This is a genomic window from Nonomuraea sp. NPDC003754 (assembly GCF_053605785.1).
In genome coordinates, this window is record NZ_JBSGJX010000037.1 from 24123 (window position 1) to 48793 (window position 24671).

The following is a 24671-nucleotide window of genomic DNA, read 5'->3' on the forward strand; positions in this document are numbered from 1 at the left end:
GCTCTCGTCGGCCCGGTACGGCCCGCTCTTGCCGAGCCGGGACGGCGATGGGGGCTGGAGCCCGCCTCGGCGTGGGGCACTATGGAGGCGTGACGCAGGTGGTGCAGAACGGGTCGGCGCTCCGCTCCTTCGACAGACTGGTCGAACTGGTCGGCGACGGCGGCGTCGTGATCCTGAGCGGAGCGGGACTGTCCACGGAGTCGGGCATCCCCGACTACCGCGGCGAGACGGGACGGACGCGCAAGGCCGAGCCGATGACCTACCAGACGTTCGTCGGCAGCGCGGCCGCCCGCCGGCGCTACTGGGCCCGCAGCCACGTGGGCTGGCGGCACATCGCCCACGCGACCTCCAACGCGGGTCATCGCGCCGTCGCCGCGCTGCAGGCCCGCGGGCTGGTCGCCGGCATCATCACGCAGAACGTCGACGGCCTGCACCAGGCCGCGGGGGCGAGCCAGGTGGTCGAGTTGCACGGCAGCCTCCACCGCGTGCGGTGCCTGGCGTGCGGCGAGCGCACCCCGCGCGAGCGGCTTCACCAACGGCTGAGCGCTGCCAACCCCGGCTGGGACGACGGCGTGACGGGCACGATCAACCCGGACGGCGACGCGGTGCTCGCCGCCGACAGCATCGACTCGTTCACGATCGTCGACTGTGCCGCCTGCGGCGGCGTGCTCAAGCCGGACGTGATCTTCTTCGGCGAGAACGTGCCGCGACCGCGCGTCGCCGACTGCTTCGAGCTGACCGAGAGCGCGGGCCTGCTGCTGGTCCTCGGCTCCTCGCTGACCGTGATGTCCGGCTACCGGTTCGTCCGGCGGGCCGTCGAGCACGCCGTCCCCGTCGCGATCATCAACCAGGGCCCGACGAGGGGCGACGCGGACGCCCGGGTACGGCTCGACGCCCCGCTCGGGCCGACGCTCACCACGCTGCTGGACGCGCTCGGCCGGTGAGCTGCTGTCAGGTGGTGCCCGCGGTCAGGACGCTGGGCCGGTGAGCTGCTGTCAGGTGGTGCCCGCGGTCAGGACGCTGGGCCGGTGAGCTGCTGTCAGGTGGTGCCCGCGGTCAGGACGCTCGGCCGGTAGCGCGCGATCAGCCCCGTGGCCGATCATCCGGTATCAGGAAATGTCCCTGAAGCTGATCTCTCCGGGGCTGCTGTGCCGTTACGATCCTCAGCAACAGAGGAAGGGCGAGGGCGTGGAGCGCGACGGACAGCCGCCGGCGGTGATCGATCCCAGCACGCCGAGCGTGGCTCGCATGTACGACTACTACCTGGGCGGCAAGGACAACTTCCCCGCCGACAGGGCAGCCGCCGAGAAGATCATCGAGCTCGTGCCGAGCATCACCCGGATCGCCCGCGACAACCGCGACTTCCTCATCAGGGTCGTGCGCGTGCTGGCCGCGGCGGGTGTGCGGCAGTTCATCGACATCGGCGCCGGGCTGCCGACCAGGCAGAACGTCCACGAGGTCGCGCTGGAGGCCGCGCCCGACTCCAGGATCGTCTACGTCGACAACGATCCGATCGTGCTGGTGCACGCCAGGGCGCTGCTCGCCGAGACCCCGCGGACGATCGTGGTGCGGGCGGACCTGCGCGATCCCGCCTCGATCCTCGAGGATCCCTGGGTCCGCGCCCACATCGACTTCAGCCGCCCGGTGGCCGTGCTGCTGTTCGCCATCCTCCACTTCGTCCCCGGCGACAGGGAGGCGGCCGAGATCGTCGCCCGGCTGCGCGCCCCGCTGGTCTCCGGCAGCCATCTGGCGCTGTCGCACAGCTACGCGGGCGACCTGACGGGCGAGACGATCAGGAACGGCCGGTCGGTGTACCGCTCGGCCACCCCCGGATCCATCACGCCCCGCACGACCGAGCAGGTCGGCGCTCTCTTCACGGGCCTCGACCTGTTGGAGCCCGGTGTGGTGCCGATCGACGCCTGGCGCCCCTCGCGGCCCGGCGTCGCGGCCGACTTCGACAAGCCGGGCCTGCTCGGCGCCGTCGCCCGCCTCCCGTAGCGCGCCGGCCCTCTTCACAGGCGTCACCCGCCCCACCGCGCCTTCAGCCGTCTCTTCGGAGGCGTCACCGGCCCCCCCGCGCCTTCAGCCGTCTCTTCGCAGGCGTCACCGGCCTCCCACGGGCCGTCAGCCGTCCCTGCGAAGGCCTCGCTCGCCTCGCCGGGCGCGGTCGGCCGTTTCTGTGAGGCGTCGCCCGTCTCCCACGGCGCGGTCGGCCGTCTACGCGGAGGCGTCACCGGCCTCCCACGGTGCACTTCGGCCGCTTCTTCGGAGGCGTCGCCCTCCTTCGTCGGCCAGCGTCTTCGAAGGCGTCGCCCGCCTTTCCGGGCGCGGTCAGCCGGTGGCCGGTTCCTCGGCGGCGGCCGGTGCGCCGAAGCCCGCCGCCACCCGGTGGCCCAGCGCGGGCGGCAGGGCCGGGAGCGCCTGTCTGACCTGCTCGGCGCCCAGCGGCCCGAACCGCCCGGCGTGTTTGAGCGCGAGCTGGGCGGCGCGGCCCTGCACCTCGTAGGAGCTGTGGTGGAAGGCGGTGCCGAGCGCCGCGGCGATCTCGTCCGGCTCGACGGCGCCCTGCCGTACGCTCTGGTCCAGCCAGGTCAGGCCGGTGCGGGCGAGACCGGCCTCGGCCCTGAACACCAGCCCCTCGACGGCCTCGGCCACGTGGCCGGGCTCGTGCCGGGGCAGCCGCCGCAGGTGACGCAGCGCGAGCTCGGCGACGGGCCCCGGCGCGGCGGGCAGCAGCCGCAGGTAGTCGCGGGCCCGCGCGGCCACCTCCGCCTCCTCGGGGGCGAGCAGCTCGTGCAGGCGGACGAAGAAGCGCAGGTCCTGGGCGGTGCCGCCGCGCAGGAAGCGGCGCACGCACCCGTCGAGCAGCACCTGCCTGTCGTCGGGTCTGCGCAGCCGGCGCAGCCACGGCGAGAGGGGTTCGATCCGCTCGTGCCGCAGCACCCTGCCGACCCCTTCGGCCTCGAACATCCGGGGCAGCAGCGCGGGCCACAGCGGATCGGCCCGCGGCCGCACCCCTTCCGACACCCAGGCGACGACCAGCGGATCGTGCTCGGGCGGCGGCGCCCCCGTGCTCCGCAGCAGCGCCAGCGCCAGCGGGGCGGCGACATCCTGCGGGCCGCTCAGCCCGGCCGCCAGCCGTACGGCGAGGTCGGCCTGCCACGTGGCGGGCCGCTCGCCGAGCAGGCGGAGCAGGGGAGCCGGGTCGGCCGACACCACACGGCCGGAGAACGGCCGCCGGCGCGTCAGGTCGCGCCTGGTCAGCCAGGACGCCACCGCGGAGACGGCGCTGAGTGTGCCGGCCCCCGCCAGCCGCACCAGGTCGGGCCACCTCTCCCACGGCTCGACCGTGTCGTCCCAGACGTCGCTGGACCAGCGCGCCTCGTCCTTGGCCTCGCTGCGGGCGCGCATGACCGCGATGTGGCCGCGCAGCTCGCCGGCGACCCGCTTGCGCTCGCCGCCGTCGAGCGCGAGCAGGCGCCGGACGAGCGCGTCCGCGTTGCCCGCGTCGATGAGGTCGCGGATCTCGGCCCAGGCGGTGGAGGTGGTTGCCATGTCCTGCGTCATGGGTGGGAACCATAGAGATCGTCTCCGACAGAAACGGCGGGCGTGACACCCGTGTGAGGAGGGCCGGGACCGGTGTGAAGAGCGTGTGAAGAACGGGTCAGGGGGGGCCGCCTGTCCGGCGCGGTGTTCGACGTCTTCGTCGAGGAACCGCTGCCGAAGGACTCCCGGTTGCCGCCCGCGCCGGGTGCGGTGCCGACCCCGCAGGGCGAGCAGGAAGGCGGCCCGGGGCCGGGGGCCGAGGCTCGCGCTACCCTTGCGGCAACCGGCCCGAGGAGGTAGACACCGTGACCCTGACCCTCTGCTCCGGCGCCAGGGCGGAACAGTGGTGAGAGCACCGGGACGGCCGCGCAGCCAGGAGGTCGACGCGGCCATCCTCGCCGCCGCGCTCGATCTGCTCATCGAGTGCGGCGCCAGCCTGACCAGTATCGAGCAGGTCGCCCAGCGGGCGGGGGTGACCAGGGCCACGGTCTACCGCAGGTTCGCCGACAAGACCGCGCTGCTGGTCCAGGCGATCGAGGCTCCCGTCCCGACACCGAGAGCACGGCCGACATCAAGGCCTACTTCGAGGCGGTGCTCAGGCAGCTGGGCTACCGGCCCTCCTCCTGAAGGACGCGCTGGGCGACGGCGAAGGCGGCGTTGGCCGCGGGCACACCGCAGTAGACGGCGCTCTGCAGCAGCACCTCGCCGATCTCGTCCGGCGTGAGCCCGTTGCGCAGCGCGCCCCGCACGTGCAGCTCCAGCTCCTCGGTGTGGCCGCGGGCCACCAGCGCGGTGAGCGTGACGCAGCTGCGGGTGCGCAGGTCCAGCCCCGGCCTGGTCCAGATCTCGCCCCACGCGTACCGGGTGATGAGGTCCTGGAAGTCGCGGGTGAACGGGGTGGTGCGGGCGATGGCCCGCTCGACGTGCTCGTCGCCGAGTACGGCCCGCCGTACCTCCATGCCGCTCGCCCTGCCCAGGTGGGCCTCCAGCGCGGCGGTGACGGCCTCGGGACGGTCGAGGTTGGCCAGGTGGGCGGCGCGCGGCAGCTCGACCAGGGTGGCGTCGGGCAGCCCGTCGGCCAGTTCTCTGGCGTGCGCGGGCGGGGTCGCCGGATCGGCGCGCCCGGCGATGACCAGGACCGGCACGGCGATCCGCGCCAGCTCGGGCCGCAGGTCGTAGCCGGCCAGCGCGTCGCAGCAGGCGGCGTACGACTCGGGGTCGGTCGCGGCCAGGTCGTCGAGAAGCGCGCGGACGGGCGGGCCGGCGAACCAGCGGGCCGCCGCGCCCTCCAGCAGGGGAGCGGTGCCGTGCTCCCGCACCAGGGCCGCCCGCTCCCGCCAGCCGCCGGGCTCGCCGAACCTGGCCGACGAGCAGACCATGCTCAGCGTCGTCACCCTGCCGGGGTGGTGGAGGGCCAGGTGGGCGCCGATCGCGCCGCCGAGCGAGATGCCCGCGTAGTGGAAGCGGTCCCAGCCGTGGTGGTCGGCCAGCCGCAGGACGAGGTCGGCCAGCCCCGCGACGCCGTCCACCCTGGCGGGCTCGCCGGCGCCGTGACCGGGAAGGTCGAAGCGCAGGACGCGGTGGCGGCGGGCGAGGGCGGCCACCTGGGGCTCCCAGACGCGCAGCGACGTGCCGAGCGAGGGACCGAGGATGATCGGGTGTCCGGCCGCGGGGCCGTCGAGCCGGTGGTGCGGCAGTGTCACGAGGTCTCCGGTGCCGGTGGCATGGCGGTACGGCGCGCGGTACGGCGCAGCGCCCTGTCGACGAGTTCGGGCGCCGAGCCGAGATAGGTCGCCGGATCGAGCAGGTCGGGGTCGGCCACCTGCCGCGGGTCCTGGCCCTCGGCCGGCTCCCTGCCGGCCATGGCGGCGACGCGCTCGGAGAGGATGCGGCCGCCGGTCGCCTCCAGATCGGCGCGCATGCGCTCGGGGTGGACGCGCAGGCCCTCGGCCAGCTCGGCGGCGTCGCGCGCGGCCCCGCCGACGACGCGCAGCAGCTCGCGCAGCGGCTGCCACTCGGCGTGCCAGGCGCCGGCAGGCCGTTCGTCCTCGGCGGCCAGCGAGCCGTACAGGACGGCCGCCAGCGGTGGCGCCTGGCGGGCGGCGGCGGCGATCCAGGTGGCGCGCACCGGGTTGTACTTGTGCGGCATGGCCGACGAGCCGCCGCCCGCCCCCTCCGACACCTCGCCGATCTCGGTGCGCGACAGGACCAGCACGTCCGCGGCGAGCTTGCCGAGCGCGCCGGCGGTGAAAGCCAGGGCGCCGCCCAGGTCGGCGACGGGGGTGCGCAGCACGTGCCACGGCAGCGCCGGCTCGGCCAGCCCCACCTCCTCGGCGAAGGCCGCGGCCAGCGCCATCCCGATGTCACCGGCGGGCGGCGCGGAGACGGAGGCGGCGGGGGATGCGGAGGCCGACGCGGCGGGGGACGCGGAGGGGGACAGGGCCAGCGCGTGGGCGTGGAAGGCGGCCATGGTTCCGGCCGCGCCGCCGAGCTGGGCGGGCAGCCCGGCGCGGACGGCCCGCAGGCGGTCGGCGGAGTCCAGCGCGAGCGCGCGCCAGCCCGCCGCCTTCAGCCCGAACGTCGTCGGCACCGCGTGCTGGGTGAGCGTGCGGCCGGGCATCGGCGTGGCGCGGTGCTCGGCGGCCAGCGTGGCGAGCGCGGCAGCCGTACGGGACAGGTCGGCGAGCACGTGCTCCAGCGCTCGGTGGGCGACGAGCATGAGCGCGGTGTCCATGATGTCCTGGCTCGTCGCGCCGAGGTGCACGTACGGCGCGCCCTGCGAACCGGCCGCCGATCTCAGGTCGGCGACCAGCGGGATCACCGGGTTGCCGCCTTCGCGGGCCCGCAGGACGAGCGCGTCCAGGTCGAACCGGCCGGCGCGGGCCGCCTCGGTCACCGCGCGGGCCGCCTCGGCGGGGACGGCGGGCAGCACCGACGCCCACGCGCGGGCCAGCGCCGCCTCGGCGTCGAGCATCGCCCGCAGCACCGCCTCGTCCCCCGTCGCCGCCTCGGCGGGCGAGCCCGCGCGACCCGCCGACAGCAGCCCCCGATCAGCGGAAGTCAAGGAACACCGTCTCCCGCTCGCCCTGCAGCCGCACGTCGAACACGTAGACCCCCTGCCGCTCCTCCCGCGCCAGCAGCGTCTGCCGCCGCTGCGGCCCGAGCCCGGCCAGCAACCGGTCAGTCTCATCGAAGCGCAGGTAGGCGCGGGTGTACAGGTGGTGGCCGAGCCCGCGTGCGAAGACGCACACCGAGATGTACGGCAGGCCGGGAACCAGCGTGCGCAGCATCCAGTGGCCGTCGGCGTCGGTGGCGACCCGGCCGAAGCCGGTGAAGTCGAGCCCGTGCCTGCCGACGATCGCCCCGGTGACCGGATCGCGGCGCAGCGTGCCCGGCGCGCCGCGCAACCCGCCCGCGGGGTCGGCCTGCCAGAACTCCAGCAGCGCGTCGGGCACCGGCTCGCCCGCGCCGTCGTACACGTGGCCGTGGACGACGATGCCGCCGCTCGCCAGGTCGCCGCCGCCGGCGAACGGCAGCGCGTAGCCGTAGAAGGGGCCGACGGTCTGCGAGGGCGTGGGATGCGTCATGACTCCGTCCAGGTGGCCGAGGGACCGTCGAGCACGATGTCCCACCGGTAGCCGAGCGACCACTCCGGCACCGACAGGTCGTGGTCGTAGGCGGCGATCAGCCGCCGGCGCGCCCGCTCGTCCAGCACCGAGTTGAAGATCGGGTCGTAGGGGAACAGCGGGTCGCCGGGGAAGTACATCTGGGTGATCAGGCGCTGGGTGAAGGCCGTGCCGAACACCGAGAAGTGGATGTGCGCCGGCCGCCACGCGTTGACGTGGTTGCGCCACGGGTAGGCGCCCGGCTTGATCGTGGTGAACGCGTACCGGCCGTCGTCGTCGGTCAGGCAGCGGCCCACGCCGGTGAAGTTGGGGTCCAGCGGGGCCGGATGGTCGTCGCGCTGGTGCGCGTAGCGGCCCGAGGCGTTGGCCTGCCACACCTCGACGAGCTGGCCGCGCACGGGACGGCCGGCCCGATCCAGCACCCGCCCGGTGATGGTGATGCGCTCGCCGAGCGGCTCGCCGCGGTGCTGGCGGGTCAGGTCGGCGTCCAGCGCGGTCACGTCGGTGACGCCGAAGACCGGCCCGGCCAGCTCGGCGGCTTCTGGGTCGTCGACCACGACCAGCGGCTGCCGCGGATGGCGCAGGGCGCTGCTGCGGTAGGGGGCGAAGTCGCGGGCGGCGTGGTGCAGCTCGGCGCCCTCCTTGAGATACGCCTCGTGCAGTTCGGCGATCTCCGCGGAGATCTGCTCTTGCGTCATGGGGGCTCCTCAGCGTTCCAGGACGACGGCCAGGCCCTGGCCGACGCCGATGCACAGGGCGGCGAGGCCGATGCCCGATCCCGCGGCGGCCAGCTGGTGCGCGACCGCGCCGGTGATCCTCGCGCCTGAGGCGCCCAGCGGGTGGCCGACGGCGATGGCGCCGCCGCGCGGATTGACGACCTCGGGGTCGAGCTCGGGCAGCTCGGCCAGGCAGCCGAGCACCTGGGCGGCGAACGCCTCGTTCAGCTCGACGACGGACGGCTCGCGGCCGCGCAGCGCCTTCCGCATCGCCTCGACCGGCGCCAGGCCGAAGTACTGGGGTTCGATCGCGCTGACCGCGCTCCCGGTGATCCTGGCCAGCGGTTCCCGGCCGATACGGGCCAGCCCCTGCCGGTCGCACAGCAGCAGGGCGGCCGCGCCGTCGTTGAGCGGCGAGGAGTTGCCCGCCGTGACCGTGCCGTCGTGCCGGAAGGCGGGCTTCAGCCTGGCCAGCGCCTCCATCGAGGTGTCGTCGCGGATCGACTCGTCGCGCGTCACGTCGCCGACGGGCACGATCTCCCGCGTGAAGTCGGCCCGCGCCGCCTTCCGGTGGCTGGCCAGCGCGTAGGCGTCCTGGGCCGCCCTGGTGATCCCGTGCTTGTCGGCGATCAGCTCGGCGCCCTCCCCGAGCGGCACGGTCCATTCGGGCGCCATGCGCGGGTTGACCAGGCGCCAGCCGAGCGTGGTGGAGACCAGCTCCTGGTTGCCCGCGGGAAAGGCGCGCGACGGCTTGGGCAGCACCCAGGGGGCGCGGCTCATCGACTCCACACCGCCCGCCACCACCACCGACGCCTCACCGAGCGCGATGGCGCGGTAGGCCTGGATCACCGCCTCCATGCCCGAGCCGCACAGCCGGTTCACCGTCGCGCCCGGCACCCCGACCGGCAGGCCCGCCAGCAGGACGGCCATGCGGGCCACGTTGCGGTTGTCCTCTCCCGCGCCGTTGGCGTTGCCGAACACGACGTCGGCGATCGCGGCCGGGTCGAGGGCGGGGGAGCGGGCCAGCAACTCCCTGACGACGTGCGCCGCCAGGTCGTCGGGGCGGACGCCGGACAGCGCGCCGCCGTACTTGCCGATGGGCGTGCGGACCGCGTCGACGACGTAGACCTCGTTCACAGCCACGACGCTAGGGCGCCGGCCGCCTGACCGCACGCACCCGCTTCCGGTGAGCGGAAGCTGCCGCGCGCCCTCAGCCGACATCGATCCGCAGGCGGAGCCGGCCGTCCTCCTCCCGCACCCGGGCATCGAGGACCGTGGGCCGGCCGTACGCGCCGACGGGGGTCACGGCGGCGCGGCAGAAGCCATGGGCGTGCCCTTCCCCCGACGGCCTCGGGGGTCAGGTCTTGACCGCCCCGGCGGTGAGGCCGCCGGTGATGAAGCGCTGCAGGAACTGGAAGAGGACCAGCACCGGCAGTGCCCCGATCAGCGCGCCGGCCGAGAAGACGCCCCAGCTCTGCCCCAGCTGGTAGGAGACGAGCTGGTAGAGGCCGACGGCGAGCGTCTGCTGGTCGGGGTCGGTCAGCACCAGGCCGGCGATCACGAAGTCGTTCATGGTCGCCACGAACGAGAACAGCGCCACGACGACCAGGATGGGGCGCACCAGCGGCAGCAGGACCAGGAAGAAGACCTGGGCGTGGGAGGCGCCGTCGATCTGCGCCGAGTCGTCCAGGTCCTTGGGCACCGAGTCGAAGAAGCCCTTCATCAGGTAGGTGTTCACCCCGAGCGCACCCCCGAGGTAGACCATGACCAGGCCGAGCCTGCTCCCGAGGCCGAGCGGCGGGAACACCTCCTTGACGGCCGACAGCAGCAGGAAGATCGCGACATAGGCCAGGACCTGGGGGAACAGCTGGATGAACACCAGCCCGAGCAGCCCTGCCCTGCGCCCCCTGAACCGGAAGCGCGAGAAGGCGTAGGCGGCGCACGCCCCGAGGAACACCGACCCCGCCGCCGTGATCAGCCCGATCGCCATGGAGTTGGCGAACCAGCGGGGGAAGGGATGCAGCTCGTCGGTGAACAGCGTGGCGTAGTGATCCCACGTCACCGCCGCGAACAGGTCGTTCGACCCGGTCAGCGTGCCGCTGGGGTTGAGCGAGGCCGCGACCACGAAGACCAGCGGGAACAGCGCGACCGCCACGGCCGGCAGCCCGGCCAGATGCCTCCACGCTCTCATGCCGCCTCCAGCCGCCGTGCCCTGCGGAACCCGGCCAGCGAGACGGCGGCGATCACCATGAAGATCACGATGGAGACCGCGCACGCCAGGCCGTAGTTCCTGGAGGCGCCGCCGAAGGCCAGCTTGTACACCAGCGAGATCAGCAGGTCGGTCGATCCCACGTCGACCGGCGCGTTCGCGTCCCTCGGCCCGCCGCCGGTGAGCATGTAGATCACGTTGAAGTTGTTGAAGTTGAAGGCGAACGTCGCCACCAGCACAGGGGCGGTCGATGCCAGCAGCAACGGCAGCTTGATCGTCCGTAGCACCCGCCACGGCCCCGCCCCGTCCATCTGCGCGGCCTCCGACAGCGTGGGCGGGATCGCCTGCAGGGCGCCGGTGCAGATGAGGAACATGTAGGGGAAGGCGATCCATACGTTCACCAGCAGCACGCTCAGCTTGGCCAGCCACGGGTCGGACAGCCAGGGGACGCGGGCGCCGCCGAGCAGCACGTCGTTGACGAAGCCGTGGTCGGTGTTGAGGAGTCCCTGCCAGAGCAGCGCCGCCATGAACGCGGGGAACGCGTAGGGGAAGATCAGCAGCGAGCGGTAGATCCGGTGCCCGTCCAGGAGCAGCGCGAGCGCGAGCCCGAGGCCGAAACTGAGCGCCACCGACAGGGTCGCGAACACGAACGTCCAGGCGAGCACCTCCAGGAACGGCCCCCTGATCCCGGAGTCGGTCAGCACGCGGGTGAAGTTCTCATGGCCGACGAAGACCTTCCAGCCGGGGCTCAGGGCGCGCCCGTCGGCGGCGGTGAACGCGCCGCGCCCCGTGTCGCGGTACACGGTGGTCCCGTCGGTGATGCTTCCGGTGGCCGCGTCGTAGGTGAGCGTGGCCCGGTACAGCGTGGCCGTCATGCCGTCGGCGGTCTTGAGCGTGCCGCCGTCCGCCGGCTCGCGCAGCGCCGTGATCTCCGCCTGCCTGGCGACGATCTCGCCGTACGTCAGCGGCCGCCATCCGGCCGCCGGCCGGCCCTGCACCAGGAGTCCGAGGCGCCCGTCCCGCTCCATGACCCTGATCGGGTACGGCACGGCCCCCGCCACCTTCACCTCGCTGCCGGCCAGGATCGCCGCGACCGCGTCCGCCTTGCTCCCGTTGTGGCCGTCGCCGTAGTTGGTGAACGCCGCGTAGCCGGTGTAGAGGACCACGTACACCTGGTACACGAGAAGCAGCACGACGCCGGGCGCCAGGTACTTGGCGGGCACGGCCCGCCTGCTCAGGTAGATCCAGTTGATCGCCGCCGTCCCCGCCAGCAGGCCCGCGAACATCCACCACGACCGTTGCGCGCCGAGCGCCACCAGCCCGTACAGGGCCAGCGCGTCAGCGACCGCGAGCGGCAGCAGCCTCAGCGCGCGCTTCACGAGGAGCCGATCTTGGCGCGGATCTTGTCCCCGGCCTTCCTGGTCAGCTCCGCGGGGTCGCCCTCGCCGGCGATGATCGCCAGCTGGGACAGCCCCCAGTCGGCCCACACCGCGTCCATCTGGGGGACGTTGGGCGTGGGCACGCCTTCGGCGGCGGCCTTGGCGAATCCCGTCATGACCAGGTCGCCCGCGAGCTCGTCGCGCACCGACGTCATCGCGGGCGGGCGCCCTCCGGCCGCGTGGAGCGCCTTCTGCGCCTCCGGTGTGGCCAGGTAGTTGAGGAGCAGGTCGTTGGCCAGGATCGGGTTGGCGCTCTTGGCGCTGATGTAGAACCCCTGCACGCCCACGAACGGCCTGGCCGGCTCGTCTCCCGCCGGAGGCAGGGCATCCACCGAGAACGGCACGCCCGCCTTGACGACGGCCGGCGCGTCCCACGGCCCCGTGACCAGGAAAGGCGTCTCACCCCTGAGGAAGGCACTGGTCGCGATGTCCCCGGTCAGCGAGGTGGACACCGCCTTGCGCTGGGCGAGCTTCCGCAGGTACGCGGCGAACCGCAGCCCGCCCGCGTTGTCGATCTCCAGGTCGCCGCCCTCACCGAAGACCCGCGAGCGGAAGGAGGTCTGGAGGGCGTAGAGGTGGAACGGCGAGCCCGCCTTCGGATCGACGGGCAGGCCGACCGGGTGGACGGCCCTCCCCGCGGCCACCAGCGCCTTCCCCTTGGCCACCAGCTCGTCGAAGGTCCGGGGGGCGACGGGGACCAGCGTGTTGTTGCGCAGGACCGCCACGCTCTCGACCGCGTACGGCAGGCCGTAGGTCTGCCCCTGGTAGGTCATGCCGTCCAGCGCCACCTTCGAGAAGAGCGAGGCCTTGGCTGAGAGGTCGAGCGGGCTGACGACGCCGTTCTGGACGAGCTTGCCCAGCCAGTCGTGCGGGCCGACGATCACGTCAGGCCCCTGGCCCGAGGGCGCCTGCGAGACGAAGTCGTCACGCAGGTTCCCCATCGCCTTCTGCACGATCTTGACCTTGACGCCGCGGTCCTGCTCGAACCGGGCGGCGATCCGCGTCAGCGGGGCGGCCCTGTCGTCGTCGGCCCACACGGTCAGTGTCGGTGTGGCCGCGGGCTTGTGCTCGGCCGCGCGTTCGTCCTGCGCGCAGCCGGCCAGAGCGCATCCGGACAGCAGGAGGGCGGTGAGGATGGGAAGGGTACGCATCGGGGTTCTCCTCAGGATCCGGCGTGCGGATCGACCTGGGCGGGATCGCTCCAGCCCGCGACGCGCACCCACACGCGCCGGTCACCGTCGTGCCGTAGGGGGGTTCGGATGGGCAGGCCGTCGGCGCCCAACCCGTCGCGGCGCCAGCCCCGGCCGACGGTGCCGTTGAGGCCGACGCCGCGGGGCAGCCGCCACGCGCCGTGGTGGACGCCGGGCGCGACCTGGGTGGTGACCAGGCCGGAGAAGTAGACGGGGGAGTCGGCAGGGGTGTCCACCGGGACGACGACGGTGACGTCGAGCAGCGCGTCGGGCGCGCCGTCGACGACCGTGACCCGCTCGGTCACCTGCAGCTCGCCTGTCCTGACGACGACCTCGGCGGTGCCGGCCCCGGCGCCGGTCAGCAGGCCGTGGCCCGCATGCTCCAGCACGTGAGGCGGCCGCCACGTCACCTCCGCGCTCAACACCGAGTAGACGCAGCCGTCCGCCCGCACGCCGACGGGCGCGACGTCGACCGCCTGGCCCACGGCGACCGGGCCGTCCGCGCCGTTCGTGCCGTTCGTGCCGTCCGCGCTGTCCGTGCCGTCCGTGCCGTCCGCGACGGACAGCGTCACGGGTGGCCCTTCCGTTCCGAACAGGTGCAGCAGCGCACTGCCCGCGCGCGCCGCCCAGGCGTCCTCGTGGTGCGGCGCGGCCGGCTCGTGGTGGTAGCGCAGCTCCGTGTCGGGCTCGTATCCCACGTCGATGAGATGCTCGACCAGCTCGCGGACCGGCCTGACCATGATCAGGCCCTCCATGCCGCCGATGTCGATCCAGATCCTGCGCGGCCCGCGCCCCGGGAATCGGCGGAAGACCGGGGTCTCCTCGAGCGTCGTCGGATCCACGAAGACGAGGAACGGCGACAGCACGGCCGACAGCCCGAACACGTCGGGACGGCGGAAGGCCAGGTGGTAGCTGACCAGGCCGCCCATGGAGGAGCCCATCACCGCGGTGGCGCCCGGATCGTCGGTGACCGCGTAGCGTCCGCGCACCAGCGGCAGCAGCTCCGTGACGAGGAAGCGCTCGTACAGCTCGCCGCGGCAGATCCCGTTCGGGTCCCGCGGGTAGGGCACCTCGTGGGAGTACTCGTTGCCGCGCTGGTCACCGGCGTTGGCGACGGCCACGGCGACCAGCGGCGGCAGCAGTCCCGCGCCGATGAGCCCGTCGAGCGTCTCGTCCACCCGCCAGCTCGGCGCGAGGCCCGCTCCCGCGAACACGTGTTGCCCGTCGTGCAGGACGACGAGCGGGTACGGCCCGGCCGCAGGGTCGTAGCCGGGCGGCAGGTAGACGAACACGTCCCTCGAGTTGCCGAGCGCCTCGGAACGCACACCGGTCAGAATCTCGATCATCGGGCGACCTCCCAGACGTGGAAGGCCGGTCCGTCGGAGGGCATCGGCTCACCGGGACGCATGTCGGGGCCGCCGGTGAGGCAGGACAGCGCGGCAGGGGCCGCAGCCGGCGCGTGGTTCGCCCTGCTGACCTGGACGAGTATCGTCTCGCCCGGCAGTGCCCGCTCGAAGAGCAGGACGTCGTCGTCGGCGCGCAGCCATCGCAGGCCGCCACGGCGCAGCGCCTGCCTGCTCCTGCGCAGTGCCACCAGCTCCCTGTACGTCGCGTAGGTCCGCCGGTCCCAGGTCTCGCCGTCCCACGGGAAGGGTCGGCGGCCGTCCTCCAGATGGACCCCTTCCACACCGACCTCGTCACCGGCGAAGACCATGGGCAGGCCGGGCAACGTGAACAGGAGCGCGGCGCCGAGAAGCTGGCGGTCGCGGCCCGCGATCGACCGGAACCTGGCCGTGTCGTGGGAGTCGAGCAGCGTGAGGTTGTGGGTGTAGGAGCGCCACGGGATCCGGGCGGCGTGGTCGCGCATCACCTCGACGACGTCCTGCCCGCCGTACAGGGGGATGGGGCCGGGGGTGCCCCAGAACTCGGTGGCACGTTCCAGCGCCAGCCACGACCAGACAGGCCGGGCGAACCCGGCGTAGGACATGGTGCCGTGCCAGCCTCCGCCGCGCAGCGCGGCGGAGGCGTCGAACTGGTGCTCGGCCAGCAGCAGCCTGCCTTCTCCCAGCGCCGCCCTGGTGTCCGCGGCCACCCGGTCGTTGAGTTCGACGCCGCCGTGGCGGCCCGCCGACTGGGCGACGTCCACGCGCCATCCGTCGAGCCCGAACTCGTCGGGGTAGCGGGCGATCACCCTGTCCAGGCGCCGGCGCAGCTCGGCCGACCGGTGGTCGAACTTGGGCAGCGTCTTCACCCCGGCGAACGTGGCGTAGTCGTCGCCGTCGACATAGTAGAAGTCGCGCTCGGGGCTGCCCGGGTCACCCATGGCACTGACGAACCAGTCGTGCGCGTCGCCCGAATGGTTGAGCGTGATGTCGCCGATCACCCGCATGCCGCGGGCGTGCGCCCGCGCGGTGAGCGCCTTGAGCGCCTCGTCCCCGCCGAGCAGCGGATCCACCCGGTCGAAGGTGGTGGCGTCGTAGCGGTGGTTGGACCTGGCGGGGAAGAAGGGCGTCAGGTAGATCAGGTCGGCGCCGAGCTCGGCGATGTGGTCCAGGCGGTCGGCCACCCCCCACAGGTCGCCGCCGTAGATCTGCCGCAGCGCCTCGGGCCTGCCGTAGGGGATCGGCTCGTCCCAGTCCGCGGGCCTGGCCCACCCGGGCAGCGGGCCGTACGGCCGGCCGGAGCGGGCGAACCGGTCGGGGAAGATCTGGTAGATCACCGCGTCCGCCGCCCAGGCGGGCGGCGGCGGGTAGGCGGTCAGCGTGAAGTCGGCCGCGTCGGTGACCTCGGTACGGCGCAGCCCCGACGCGTTCAGCCAGAGCGGCCCGCGGGCCGTGCGCAGCAGGAAGCGGTAGCCGCACTCCGGGTTGACGATCTCGACCGGCACCCGCCACCACGTCTCGTCCTCGCAGGCGCGGTCGATCTTCGCCTCGGTGAACCTGGGCTCGCCGTCAGGGGCGGTGCGCACGTACACCTGCTCGGCACCCAGCGCCGCGGCGGTGCGCACGAACACCTCCACCCGCTCGCCCAGCCCCGGAGAAGGGTCGGACACGTAGAGCGGCGAACCGTCGTGGTGCGCGCTCGTGTTGCAAAGTGTTTCGGGTTGCCACATGCTGTCAGTGCTCCGCAATTCGCTCATCACCTGCGTTTCTGGCCGGGAGCCTAGGTCGCTCCCGAATACCGCCGCAACAGCTGGCAACATGTTTCAACGGTTTCTGGAGGGTCGATGTCAAGGCTGTCGGTCCGGACGATCGCCAAGCGTGTCGGGGTCAGCGCGGCCACGGTCAGCCGCGTGCTCAACGACCGCCCGGGTGTGGCCGAGGAGACCCGCGACCGCGTGCTGCGCGCCATGCGCGAGCAAGGCATGGTCGCGCCGGCGCCCGTCTCCGACCCCTTCGTGGGCATCATCGTCCCCGAGCTGGACAACCCCGTCTTCCCGCTGCTGGCCGGCGCGATCGAGACGAAGCTCGGCGCTCTCGGCGTGACGGCGATGATCGGCAGCTCCACCAAGAAGGGGCCGACGGAGCTGGACTACATCGCCTCCCTGGTACGGCAGCGCATCCAGGGTCTGGTCCTGATCTCAGGACGGCACGCCAACCCTTCGGCCGACCACGGCTTCTACTGGCAGCTGCACCAGCGGCACCTGCCGATGGTTCTGGTCGGCGGGCACGTCCCCGACCTGCCGGTCTCCACCGTGACCACCGACGAGGCGGCCGGCGCCGCGATGGCCGTCGCCCACCTGCGATCCCTCGGCCACACCCGCATCGGCCTGGCCGGCGGCCAGGGCTACCTGCGGCCCTCGCAGAACCGGCTGAACGGCTACCGCAGGGAGATGCGCAAGTGGTTCGGCTCCGTCGACGACGCGCTCTACGCCGAGACCGACTACTCGCTGACAGGCGGGCACGCCGCCGCCCAACGGCTGCTGGCGGCCGGCGCGACCGCGATCGTCGCAGGCAGCGACCTCATGGCGCTCGGCGCGCTCGCCGCGGCCCGCCAGGCGGGTCTGTCCGTGCCGGGCGACCTCTCGGTGATCGGGTACGACGACTCCTACCTCGCCTCGCACAGCAACCCGCCCCTGTCGACCGTCCATCAGCCCATCGAGCAGATGGCCGGCGCCGCGGCCAACGCGCTGTGGGAGCGCCTGCAGGGCTACCACACGCCCCACGTCGACCACGTCTTCCCGCCCACCCTCATCGCCCGGGGCTCGACCGGCCGCGTCAGGAGTTGACCCACCCTGGCGGCGTCCGGGCTTCCGAGCCGGGCACCGCTCAGGCCTGCCGTGGGCTGCCGGCCTTCCGGCCGGTGTCGGTCACGCCCCGCGGAGCTCGGCGACGACGGCGACCGCCTGGTCGAGCAGCTCGGCTGGGCAGCCCCAGTAGTCGTAGACGCCGCCGCGTTCCCGGTTGCTTCCGCACACCACGAACACCCCCGTCCCCAGGCTCGCCTTGAGACGGGTGGCCAGCCAGCCGACGAAGCCGCTGTTGTCCAGCCCGGCGGGGAAGTGGAAGGAGAAGATCCCGAACCGCTCGACGTCCTCCCGGTCGCGGGTGAGCGGTATCAGGCGGCTCCAGCTGTCCTCGTCGCGGACGACGGCCAGCGTGTCGCCGGTGAGCGCGGGCGGGCGATCGGCGGGTGACTCCTCGAAGAACCAGACGCCCTCGTGCACGACGAGCTCGGCGCCGGCGATCACCCGGCGCAGGCGTTCCTCTGTCTGCTCGGGGGTCTCCGTGCTGACACTGACCATCGGCGGCCTCTTCTCCGTTGGGGTCGTCGATGAGCGGCAACACCGGGGTGCGCGCCGGTTGTTCCGGCGCGCCGCGACCTCACGGCGTGCGGCGGGCGATCCCGGCCAGCTGCTCCAGCTGCTCCAGCTGGTCGTGGAGCGTGGTGGCCGCGAAACGGCACACCAGGTGCTCGGCGCCGGCCGCCACGTAGCCGGCCAGCGTGGCGGCCACGTGCTCGGCCGGGCCCGCGACCATGGCCTGGATCGTCCGCGCCGTCTCGTACGGCACGCCGTAGGTGGCCCTGCAGAAGGCGTCGAGCTCACGCTCGCCGGCGGCCTCGCCGATCAGCACCGTGACGAACAACGCCGGGGTGACCGCCTCGACGGGCCGCCCCGCCGCGCCCGCCGCCTGCCGTACACCCTCGAGGCCCGCCCGGTAGGTGGCGGGGTCGGGCGGGTAGGGCAGCCACCCGTCGTAGAGCCGCCCGGCGCGTTCCAGCGCCGACGGTGTCGCGCCGGCCAGCCAGATCGGCGGCCCGCCCGGCCGGAACGACGGCGTCGGCTCGGGCAGCTCGTCGAAGCGCAGCACCTTGCCGTGGAAGGCGCGCTCGCCCGCCCACAGCGCCCGCCACAGGGCGACCGTCTCGTCCAGCCGCTCGAAGCGCCGCGGCCACGGCACCTGCGAGACCGCGTACTCGATCTCCGACCGGCCGGGGAAGCCGGCGCCCACGGTGACGACCAGCCGCCCGGCCGACAGGTGGTCGACGGCGGCCAGCTCCTGGGCGGCCGTGACCGGGCGGCGGAAGGCCGGCAGCAGCGCCGCGGTGCCGAGGGTGACCCGCTCGGTCGCCGGGGCCAGCGCGGCCAGCATGGCCAGCGGCTCGATGCGGGCGCCGAGCAGGGTGTCGTTGGCCCAGAGGGAGTCCAAGCCGAGCCGCTCGGCGCGGACGCCGAAGTCCACCAGCCCTCGGGCGTCGGTCCACTGGTTCTTGTCGGTGGGGAGCAGGACTCCCAGTCGCGTGTTCACGGAGGGAATCGTGCCGCCGCGAGGGAATGGCGACAATTCCCTTGAAGGAATGGGCGGCGTCCGCACAATGGGAGCGTGGACTTCTCCCAGACCCTGCGCACGACCCGCCGCCGCCACGGCCTCAGCCAGCTCGACCTCGCCCTGCGGACGGGCACGACCCAGCGCCACCTCAGCTTCATGGAGAGCGGCCGGTCCCGGCCCGGCAGGAGCATGGTCGTCCGGCTCGGCGAGTCGATGGAGCTGCCGCTCAGGGAGCGCAACGACCTCCTGCTCGCGGCCGGGTACGCGCCGGTCTACCCGCAGACCCCGCTCGACGACCCGGGCCTGGCCCACGTGCGGACCGCGCTCGGCCACATCCTGACCGGGCACCTGCCCTATCCCGCGATCGTCGTCGACGCCCGTCACGAGCTGGTACTGGCCAACGACGCCTTCGGCCTGCTCACCGAGGGCGTCGCCGGCCACCTGCTGCGCCCCCCGGTCAACGTGCTGCGCCTGTCCCTGCATCCGGAGGGTCTGGCGCCGCGGATCGTCAACCTGGCCCAGTGGGCCCAGCACATCCTCGACCGCATCCCGCGCGACGAGCTGTACGACGAGCTGTCCGGCTACGTGCCGCACGAGCCGCCGGGGCCCGACCACGTCGGCTTCGCCGTGCCCGTACGGCTGCGCTCGCCGCGCGGGGAACTGCGGCTCACCACCACGATCACGACGTTCGCGACCGCGCTCGACGTGACCGTGGCGGAGCTGAAGCTGGAGGCGTTCCTGCCCGCCGACGCCGAAACGGCGGCGCTGCTGGCGGCTGACCCCGGCGATCAGGACGGGAACATGTAGTCGGTGACGATGCGGCCGTCCTCGTCCAGCATGAGGACCTCGAGGCCGCCGCCCGTCACCGCGCCTCCGCCGCCGACGTTCACCGATTCCCAGTGGAAGGTGACGACGTCGCGCAGCCGTACGGCGTCGCCCTTGGCCCTGAAGACGAACTGCCCGCCGGCGACGAACCGCTCGTAGCTGCGGGTCACCCGGGTCTCGATCGCCTCGTGGCCGCGCGCTTCGAGCGTCGTGGCGTCGAAGCCCAGGTCGTAGCCGATCTGCCGGATCTCCTGCGGCGGCTGGAGCACGTGCTCGCCGTCTTCGGCCCACAGTTCCTGGACGGCCTTGCGGCGCTGCTCGGCGTCCGGCTCGAGCCAGAGCGCGATGTAGCGGTCGGCCAGCTCCTGGGCACGGATATCGGTCACTGCTTCTCCTCGTGTCGGTGTTCCCCTCGATCCTGCGGATCGCGGGGAACACCGACAATTCCTCACAGGGAATCGCGGACGTTCAGCCGCCCGGTGTGCAGGTAGCCGGCCCGCCCGCCGTCGCCGTCGCCGACGAACGCGACGGCCGCGTGCACCCCGCCCCTGGCCTCCGCGAACACGAACGTGTCGCCGCGCAGCCTGGCCAGCTCGAAGGTCTGCGGCGCGCCGTGCTCGGCCATCACGCCGAGCGGCGTGACGGTCACCCACAGCCTGCCCTCGGCGTCGCCGGTGACCTCCCACGCCGTCACGTCCGAGACGTAGCGCCCGGCGTAGCGGTCGACGTCGAAGGGGAGCGGCGGCACGGGCGGCTTCACCGGCGGCGGCGCGCTCACCCCGGCCAGGCGGCCGAGCACGGGCGTCAGCAGCTCGGCCACCAGCGGGTCGGGGTCGCCGCCGTTGGTCAGCAGCACCGCGGCCACCCCCGCCTCCGGGACGAGCTTCAGCGTGGCGGCCTGGCCGGGGGTGGAGCCGTCGTGCCCGACGACCGTGCCGCCCGCCCATTCCTGCAGTTCCCAGCCGAGCCCCCAGCTGGAGGGCCGGCCGAGGTCGGGAAGGGCGACCTGCGGCTCCCGCATCATCCTGGACAGCTTCGCGGGCAGCACCTGCGCGCCGTCGGCCAGATGCGCGCGGGCGAAGGTCAGCAGATCTCCCGCGGTCATCGCCAGGCTCGCCCCCGCCGGGTCGTTCGAGCGCATCAGCGACCAGGTCGAGACCGGCTCGCCGGCGGCGTGCCCGACCGCCGTGCCGTACAGGATGGCCTCGTCGGCGCTGGTGGCGGTGTGCGTCAGGCCCAGCGGGCCGATCAGGTGCGCGCGCAGCGCCGCGTTGAACGGCAGGCCGCGCAGGACCTCGACGACACGTCCGAGGACGACGTACCCGGCGTTGTTGTAGGACCAGATCGCGCCGGGCGGCGACAGCTGCGGCACCTCGCCGAGCAGCGCGACCAGCTTCTCGATCGCGTCGTCACCCCGGCCGGTGTCGACGAAGACGTCCCCCTCGAACCCGCCGGTGTGCGCCAGCAGCTGCCGGATCGTCACCGGCTCGGGCAGCACGAGCGCGGGCAGCACCGACTGCGCGGTCTGGTCGAGGTCGAGCCGCCCCTCGCCGACGAGCTGGAGCACCAGGGTCGCCGTCCACGCCTTGGTGACCGAGCCGATCTGGAACAGCGAGCCGGTCGTGACGGGCTGGCCCGTGCGGGTGTTGAGGACTCCCGTCGCGGCCGCGGCCACCTCCTGGCCGTCGGTGAAGGCGAGCACCGCGCCGGTGACGCCGTGCTCGCCGGCCAGCGCGTCGAGGTCGGCCTGCAGGTCGGGGAGCAGGTCAGGAAGGGCGGTGCTCATGCGGCGGCTCCGAAGGTCGGGTCGATGCGGTATCCGGCGGGCGGCTCCGCGCCGATCAGGTGGCGGGTGAGGAAGTCCCAGGTACGGCGCAGCACGTGCGCCTCGGCGTGCAGGTAGCCGTGGGCGGCGTTGGGCACCATGAGCATCTCGAAGTCGGCATCGGCCTCGACCAGCGCGTTGACCAGCCGCAGCGACAGGCCGGGGTGGCAGTTGTCGTCCATCTCGCCGAAGACGATCAGCAGCTTGCCGGCGAGCGCGCCGGCGTGCGGCAGCATCGAGCCCGCGGCGTAGTCCTGGGGCGGCGGCCCCTGGTAGGTCTCGCCCCAGATGGCGTAGTAGCCGTCGTGCTCGTAGTCGCCCGCCGAGGCGACGCCCACGCGGAAGAAACCGGGATGGGTCAGCATCGCCCTGGCCGTGGCCGCGCCGCCGCCCGAGTGCCCGGTGATCCCCACCCGCTCCAGATCGAGGTAAGGCCGCTCGGCGGCGAGCTGGGTGATCGCCGCCACGTGGTCCTCCAGCCCGGCCGTCACCGCCGGGTCGCCGTGGGAGACGTCCTGGAAGGCCTTGCCCCGGTACGGCGTGCCGCGCCCGTCGAGCACCACGACCGCCATGCCGAGCGCGGCCAGCGAGGGCGCGCCGCCCGCCGGGTCGAGCAGCCACGGGTCGAGCGTGTAGCCCCGCAGGGTGGTGCGCAGCTGCCGGGTGATCTGCGGCCCGTTGTAGATCGAGTCCAGGATGGGGTACCGCTTGCCCGGGTCGAAGTCGCCCGGCAGGAACAGCAGCCCGTGGACGTCGGTGACGCCGTCGGCGGCCTTGGCGGTGAACCGTTCGGGCGCCCGCCAGCCGGCCTTCTCCAGCAGGCTCAGGTCGGCCTGCTCCAGCTCCATGACGAGCGCTCCGGCGGCGTCGCGGAGCACGGTGACGCTCGGCGTGCCGGGCGTGGCGTAGGTGTCGACCAGCCAGCGGCCGTCGGGGGAGACGTGGACCTGGTGGTCGGCGTCCTCGGGGGTGAGCACGGTGACCCCGCCCCCGTCCAGGTCCGCCCGGCACAGGCGGCGGTCGTAGGGGTTCGACCCGTGCCCGCCCGACAGGAACAGCACCTGCCTGGCCGTCCAGTCGACCTCGAGCAGCTCGCGGACGAGCCATTCGCCGGTGGTGACGGCGCTGGCGAGCTCGCCGCCCCGGTACAGGTAGAGGTGGCCCCAGCCCGACCGGTCGGAGTACCACAGCACCTCGTCGCCGCGGGTGCGCACGAGGGTCGGCACGACGATCGTCGGGGCGGTGGCCATCACCGTCTCGGCGTGCTCCTCGAGGACGACCTGCGCCCGGCCGGTCCTGGCGTCGATGCGGTGGAGCACGGCGCCCCGGTTGCCGCGGGTGCAGTGCAGCAGCCAGAGCGTGTCGTCGTCCTCCCACCAGACCCGGTCGAGGTTGAGCGGGGCGTCGTGAGTGAAGGGCAGCGGCTCGAGCGCGACGTCGACCCGCTCGCCCGTCTCCGCGTCGAAGATCGCGTGCGTGACCGTCGGCAGCGGGTCGCCGGGCATCTCGTAGTGCATCGTGTGCGCCAGCGGGCGGCCGCCGCCCGGGGGGCACGACTGCGTGATCGTCAGCGTGGGCACGTGCCGCTGGTCGACACGGTGGGTGACGAACCGGCGGCCGTCGGGCGCCCAGACCAGCAGCGGGGGAGTGGTCATGCCCTGCTGGGTGGCGACGATCGGCATCCGGTTCTGGTCGCTCGGCAGGCCGTAGGCATGGCCAGGCTCGCCGTCACCGGTGACGCGCGTACCGTTCACCAGCAGGTCGCCGGCCTCGCAGGTCACGGTGAAGCGGCCGTCGGGCGAGGTCTGGGCACCGGTGAGCTCGGGCGGGAGCACCGGCTCGCCGGCCGGGGCCGGCGCCGGGCCCTCCACCCGCTCCTTCCGCTCGGGGAAGACCCTGACCTGGCGGGGGCCTTCGGGGGTGGTCACCAGGTACCAGAAGGAGTCCTCCTCCCAGACGGGCGTCACGGCCGAGCGGTGCACGAGCTTCGCCTCCCGCGAGACGTGCAGCGCCTCGGCGCGGCGATAGGCGTCGATCATGTGGTTTCTCCGATCGCATGGTCGATGAGGGCGTCGAGATCGCCCATGAGGGTCTTGCGGATGGTCGCGATGAACCACGACCCGAGGACCGCGGGGACGAGCAGCAACAGCAGCGCGCCGCGCAGGTCGAGGAAGGCGGTCGCCAGGGCCAGCAGCCCCGCGCCCACCAGGCCGCCGGCCGCGATGATCAGACCGAGCGCGGCCATGGCGTGCGGGCGGTCGGCGGGCCGTACGACCGAGAGGGCGCCGATGAACAGGCATGGCCCGATCACCGCGAGGAAGGCCTGGCCCAGCGCCAGCAGGGCCAGCATCACCCACAGCACGGGCACGACCGCGGACAGGGCGAACGCCGTGGCCGCCGCGGCCAGCGCCGCGCCCGACAGCGCCATGAACCGCGCAGGACCCGCCCGGTAGGCCGCCTCCGCCCTGGCCCCGAAGGCGGCCAGCGCCGCGATCGACACCGCCGCGGCGGCGCCGGTGAACAGCCCGCGCTGGCCGGGCGTGAGCGCGTACTCCTGCTCCAGCAGGGTCGAGACCACCACCCCGTACGGCGCGGCCAGCGCCCCTACCGCGGTGAAGCCGACGCACATCCGGCGGACGGTCGGGATGCGCAGAGTCCGCACGAACGCCGCCCCGAAGCCGCCGAACTCCGGCGTCGCCGCGTCCGCGGCCGGTACGGCGTTGCCCGACCTGGCCTGAAGCTCGGCCACGTCCCAGCGGCCCAGCACCGGCTCGCGCAGCCGCAGCGCGTACAGGCAGGCCGCCAGCGACAGCCCGCCGAGCGTCGCGAACACCGCCCGCCAGTCCATGCCGAGCCACGACACCAGCCCCGCCACGACCAGCGGTGCCAGGACGCCGGCCAGCGGCGACGAGGCCGAGTACAGCGACATGATCCGCATGCGGGCGGGCGGCGGGTAGGCGTCCACGAGCAGCGGCGGATGCAGCACCGCCACCGTGCCGGTGGTGGCCCCGTTGACCAGCATGAGCGCGGCCAGCGAGACGGGCCCGGCCACCGACCCGGTGAACAGCGTGGTCAGGCTCCAGGCGAACCCGGTGCCCACCGCCAGCCGTACCCGATGGGGGTAGCGGCGCAGCAGCGCCGCCACCGCGAACGGGGCGAGCCCCGTCGCCACGCCCTGGGCGGCCACGATTCCCGACAGCGAGCCCGCGTCCATCCCGAGCGAGGCGGCGATCTCGGGCGCGAGCACGCCGAACACCTGGGTCTGGAAGTTGTCCACCACGGCCAGCACGGTCAGCGCGACCAGGAACGACAGGCCGACGCCGTGCTCCCTGAGCGTGCGCAGCAGGGGAGCGGTGTCGCCCTCCTTGCCGGTGACGCCCAGGATCGCGCGTGCGTCCTGCCTGGTCAGGGAGGCGTGTTCGCCTGGAAGATCGTTCACGTATCGAGGATCACGCGACACGGCAGGCCCGCACGAGCGCCGAAGGGGGGCTGCCCCGTGGGGATCGTAGGCGCCGGCATCCTAC

At 73.5% G+C, this 24671-nt stretch carries 22 protein-coding genes; 5 read left to right on the forward strand and 17 right to left on the reverse strand.

The features are described 5' to 3' along the window. Positions 1-89: 89 nt before the first annotated feature. Entirely contained in the window at positions 90-944 is an 855-nt protein-coding gene (locus ACWEVS_RS34730) for an NAD-dependent protein deacetylase (protein ID WP_452417608.1), read from the forward strand. A 172-nt stretch (positions 945-1116) separates the two neighbouring features. Then, a complete protein-coding gene (locus ACWEVS_RS34735) occupies positions 1117-1998 on the forward strand; it encodes an SAM-dependent methyltransferase (RefSeq protein ID WP_452417610.1) in 882 nt (293 codons plus the stop codon). A gap of 333 nt (positions 1999-2331) precedes the next feature. Here the strand turns inward: ACWEVS_RS34735 and ACWEVS_RS34740 are convergent, their stop codons facing one another. Further along, positions 2332-3567 carry a hypothetical protein gene (locus ACWEVS_RS34740; RefSeq protein ID WP_452554913.1) on the reverse strand — a complete coding sequence of 412 codons (1236 nt, stop codon included), beginning with the start codon at positions 3565-3567 and terminating at the stop codon, positions 2332-2334. Between the two features lie 325 nt (positions 3568-3892). Between ACWEVS_RS34740 and ACWEVS_RS34745 the strand changes: the two genes are divergently transcribed. Then, positions 3893-4270, forward strand: coding sequence for a TetR/AcrR family transcriptional regulator (locus ACWEVS_RS34745; RefSeq protein ID WP_452417613.1), 378 nt, complete (start codon positions 3893-3895; stop codon positions 4268-4270). Here ACWEVS_RS34745 and pcaDC read toward each other — a convergent pair. From pcaDC to ACWEVS_RS34795, 10 genes are all read right to left on the reverse strand, one after another. Beyond that, positions 4155-5243 (reverse strand): bifunctional 3-oxoadipate enol-lactonase/4-carboxymuconolactone decarboxylase PcaDC, encoded by a 1089-nt coding sequence (pcaDC, locus tag ACWEVS_RS34750; protein ID WP_452554977.1) that lies wholly within the window; start codon positions 5241-5243, stop codon positions 4155-4157. The two genes, ACWEVS_RS34745 and pcaDC, sit on opposite strands and share 116 nt — an antisense overlap. Positions 5244-5245: 2 nt before the next feature. Next, positions 5246-6610, reverse strand: a complete 1365-nt coding sequence (pcaB, locus tag ACWEVS_RS34755; RefSeq protein WP_452554915.1) for a 3-carboxy-cis,cis-muconate cycloisomerase — start codon at positions 6608-6610, stop codon at positions 5246-5248. Then, positions 6597-7133 carry a protocatechuate 3,4-dioxygenase subunit alpha gene (gene pcaG / locus ACWEVS_RS34760; protein ID WP_354912796.1) on the reverse strand — a complete coding sequence of 179 codons (537 nt, stop codon included), beginning with the start codon at positions 7131-7133 and terminating at the stop codon, positions 6597-6599. The genes pcaB and pcaG overlap by 14 nt, the downstream gene beginning before the upstream one ends. After that, entirely contained in the window at positions 7130-7870 is a 741-nt protein-coding gene (pcaH, locus tag ACWEVS_RS34765) for a protocatechuate 3,4-dioxygenase subunit beta (RefSeq protein WP_449928221.1), read from the reverse strand. Before pcaH ends, pcaG begins: the two co-directional genes overlap by 4 nt. A 9-nt stretch (positions 7871-7879) precedes the next feature. Then, positions 7880-9025 (reverse strand): thiolase family protein, encoded by a 1146-nt coding sequence (locus tag ACWEVS_RS34770; RefSeq protein ID WP_452417618.1) that lies wholly within the window; start codon positions 9023-9025, stop codon positions 7880-7882. Between the two features lie 220 nt (positions 9026-9245). Further along, positions 9246-10079 (reverse strand): sugar ABC transporter permease, encoded by an 834-nt coding sequence (locus ACWEVS_RS34775; protein WP_354912791.1) that lies wholly within the window; start codon positions 10077-10079, stop codon positions 9246-9248. Continuing rightward, entirely contained in the window at positions 10076-11476 is a 1401-nt protein-coding gene (locus ACWEVS_RS34780; RefSeq protein WP_452417620.1) for an ABC transporter permease subunit, read from the reverse strand. The genes ACWEVS_RS34775 and ACWEVS_RS34780 overlap by 4 nt, the downstream gene beginning before the upstream one ends. Continuing rightward, complete coding sequence (locus ACWEVS_RS34785) at positions 11473-12687, reverse strand: sugar ABC transporter substrate-binding protein (protein WP_452554918.1); 1215 nt, start codon at positions 12685-12687, stop codon at positions 11473-11475. Before ACWEVS_RS34785 ends, ACWEVS_RS34780 begins: the two co-directional genes overlap by 4 nt. A gap of 11 nt (positions 12688-12698) precedes the next feature. Continuing rightward, positions 12699-14072 carry an alpha/beta hydrolase gene (locus ACWEVS_RS34790; protein WP_452554920.1) on the reverse strand — a complete coding sequence of 458 codons (1374 nt, stop codon included), beginning with the start codon at positions 14070-14072 and terminating at the stop codon, positions 12699-12701. After that, the gene (locus tag ACWEVS_RS34795) at positions 14069-15838 is read right to left on the reverse strand and encodes a glycoside hydrolase family 13 protein (protein ID WP_452554922.1); all 1770 of its coding nucleotides are present in this window, start codon (positions 15836-15838) and stop codon (positions 14069-14071) included. Before ACWEVS_RS34795 ends, ACWEVS_RS34790 begins: the two co-directional genes overlap by 4 nt. Before the next feature lie 114 nt (positions 15839-15952). Between ACWEVS_RS34795 and ACWEVS_RS34800 the strand changes: the two genes are divergently transcribed. Continuing rightward, positions 15953-16954: a LacI family DNA-binding transcriptional regulator gene (locus ACWEVS_RS34800; RefSeq protein ID WP_354912781.1), complete on the forward strand. Its 1002-nt coding sequence runs from the start codon at positions 15953-15955 to the stop codon at positions 16952-16954. 81 nt (positions 16955-17035) lie between these two features. On the opposite strand, the gene ACWEVS_RS34805 is transcribed toward ACWEVS_RS34800, so the two are convergent. Further along, positions 17036-17470, reverse strand: coding sequence for a DUF6196 family protein (locus tag ACWEVS_RS34805; protein ID WP_354912779.1), 435 nt, complete (start codon positions 17468-17470; stop codon positions 17036-17038). A gap of 79 nt (positions 17471-17549) precedes the next feature. Beyond that, the gene (locus tag ACWEVS_RS34810; protein WP_452554924.1) at positions 17550-18476 is read right to left on the reverse strand and encodes an LLM class flavin-dependent oxidoreductase; all 927 of its coding nucleotides are present in this window, start codon (positions 18474-18476) and stop codon (positions 17550-17552) included. Between the two features lie 75 nt (positions 18477-18551). On the opposite strand from ACWEVS_RS34810, the gene ACWEVS_RS34815 reads away from it, so the two are divergent. Beyond that, positions 18552-19304: a helix-turn-helix domain-containing protein gene (locus tag ACWEVS_RS34815; protein WP_354912776.1), complete on the forward strand. Its 753-nt coding sequence runs from the start codon at positions 18552-18554 to the stop codon at positions 19302-19304. Here ACWEVS_RS34815 and ACWEVS_RS34820 read toward each other — a convergent pair. From ACWEVS_RS34820 to ACWEVS_RS34835, 4 genes are all read right to left on the reverse strand, one after another. Next, on the reverse strand, positions 19286-19708 hold the full coding sequence (locus ACWEVS_RS34820) for a hypothetical protein (protein WP_449928203.1): 423 nt from the start codon (positions 19706-19708) through the stop codon (positions 19286-19288). The genes ACWEVS_RS34815 and ACWEVS_RS34820 overlap by 19 nt on opposite strands. 62 nt (positions 19709-19770) lie before the next feature. Continuing rightward, complete coding sequence (locus ACWEVS_RS34825; RefSeq protein ID WP_452417629.1) at positions 19771-21108, reverse strand: serine hydrolase domain-containing protein; 1338 nt, start codon at positions 21106-21108, stop codon at positions 19771-19773. Continuing rightward, a complete protein-coding gene (locus ACWEVS_RS34830; protein WP_452554927.1) occupies positions 21105-23186 on the reverse strand; it encodes a DPP IV N-terminal domain-containing protein in 2082 nt (693 codons plus the stop codon). The genes ACWEVS_RS34825 and ACWEVS_RS34830 overlap by 4 nt, the downstream gene beginning before the upstream one ends. Then, on the reverse strand, positions 23183-24586 hold the full coding sequence (locus tag ACWEVS_RS34835) for an MFS transporter (RefSeq protein ID WP_452417630.1): 1404 nt from the start codon (positions 24584-24586) through the stop codon (positions 23183-23185). Before ACWEVS_RS34835 ends, ACWEVS_RS34830 begins: the two co-directional genes overlap by 4 nt. Between the last annotated feature and the right edge of the window lie 85 nt (positions 24587-24671).

Excerpts from the sequence above, each read along its gene's own strand:
- ACWEVS_RS34735 (WP_452417610.1), top strand. The coding sequence starts at position 1,117 with ATGTCCCTGAAGCTGATCTCTCCGGGGCTGCTGTGCCGTTACGATCCT.
- ACWEVS_RS34740 (WP_452554913.1), bottom strand. The coding sequence starts at position 3,567 with ATGACGCAGGACATGGCAACCACCTCCACCGCCTGGGCCGAGATCCGC.
- pcaG (WP_354912796.1), bottom strand. The coding sequence starts at position 7,133 with ATGACGCATCCCACGCCCTCGCAGACCGTCGGCCCCTTCTACGGCTAC.
- pcaH (WP_449928221.1), bottom strand. The coding sequence starts at position 7,870 with ATGACGCAAGAGCAGATCTCCGCGGAGATCGCCGAACTGCACGAGGCG.
- ACWEVS_RS34775 (WP_354912791.1), bottom strand. The coding sequence starts at position 10,079 with ATGAGAGCGTGGAGGCATCTGGCCGGGCTGCCGGCCGTGGCGGTCGCG.
- ACWEVS_RS34785 (WP_452554918.1), bottom strand. The coding sequence starts at position 12,687 with ATGCGTACCCTTCCCATCCTCACCGCCCTCCTGCTGTCCGGATGCGCT.
- ACWEVS_RS34790 (WP_452554920.1), bottom strand. The coding sequence starts at position 14,072 with ATGATCGAGATTCTGACCGGTGTGCGTTCCGAGGCGCTCGGCAACTCG.
- ACWEVS_RS34795 (WP_452554922.1), bottom strand. The coding sequence starts at position 15,838 with ATGTGGCAACCCGAAACACTTTGCAACACGAGCGCGCACCACGACGGT.
- ACWEVS_RS34800 (WP_354912781.1), top strand. The coding sequence starts at position 15,953 with ATGTCAAGGCTGTCGGTCCGGACGATCGCCAAGCGTGTCGGGGTCAGC.
- ACWEVS_RS34805 (WP_354912779.1), bottom strand. The coding sequence starts at position 17,470 with ATGGTCAGTGTCAGCACGGAGACCCCCGAGCAGACAGAGGAACGCCTG.
- ACWEVS_RS34825 (WP_452417629.1), bottom strand. The coding sequence starts at position 21,108 with ATGAGCACCGCCCTTCCTGACCTGCTCCCCGACCTGCAGGCCGACCTC.
- ACWEVS_RS34830 (WP_452554927.1), bottom strand. The coding sequence starts at position 23,186 with ATGATCGACGCCTATCGCCGCGCCGAGGCGCTGCACGTCTCGCGGGAG.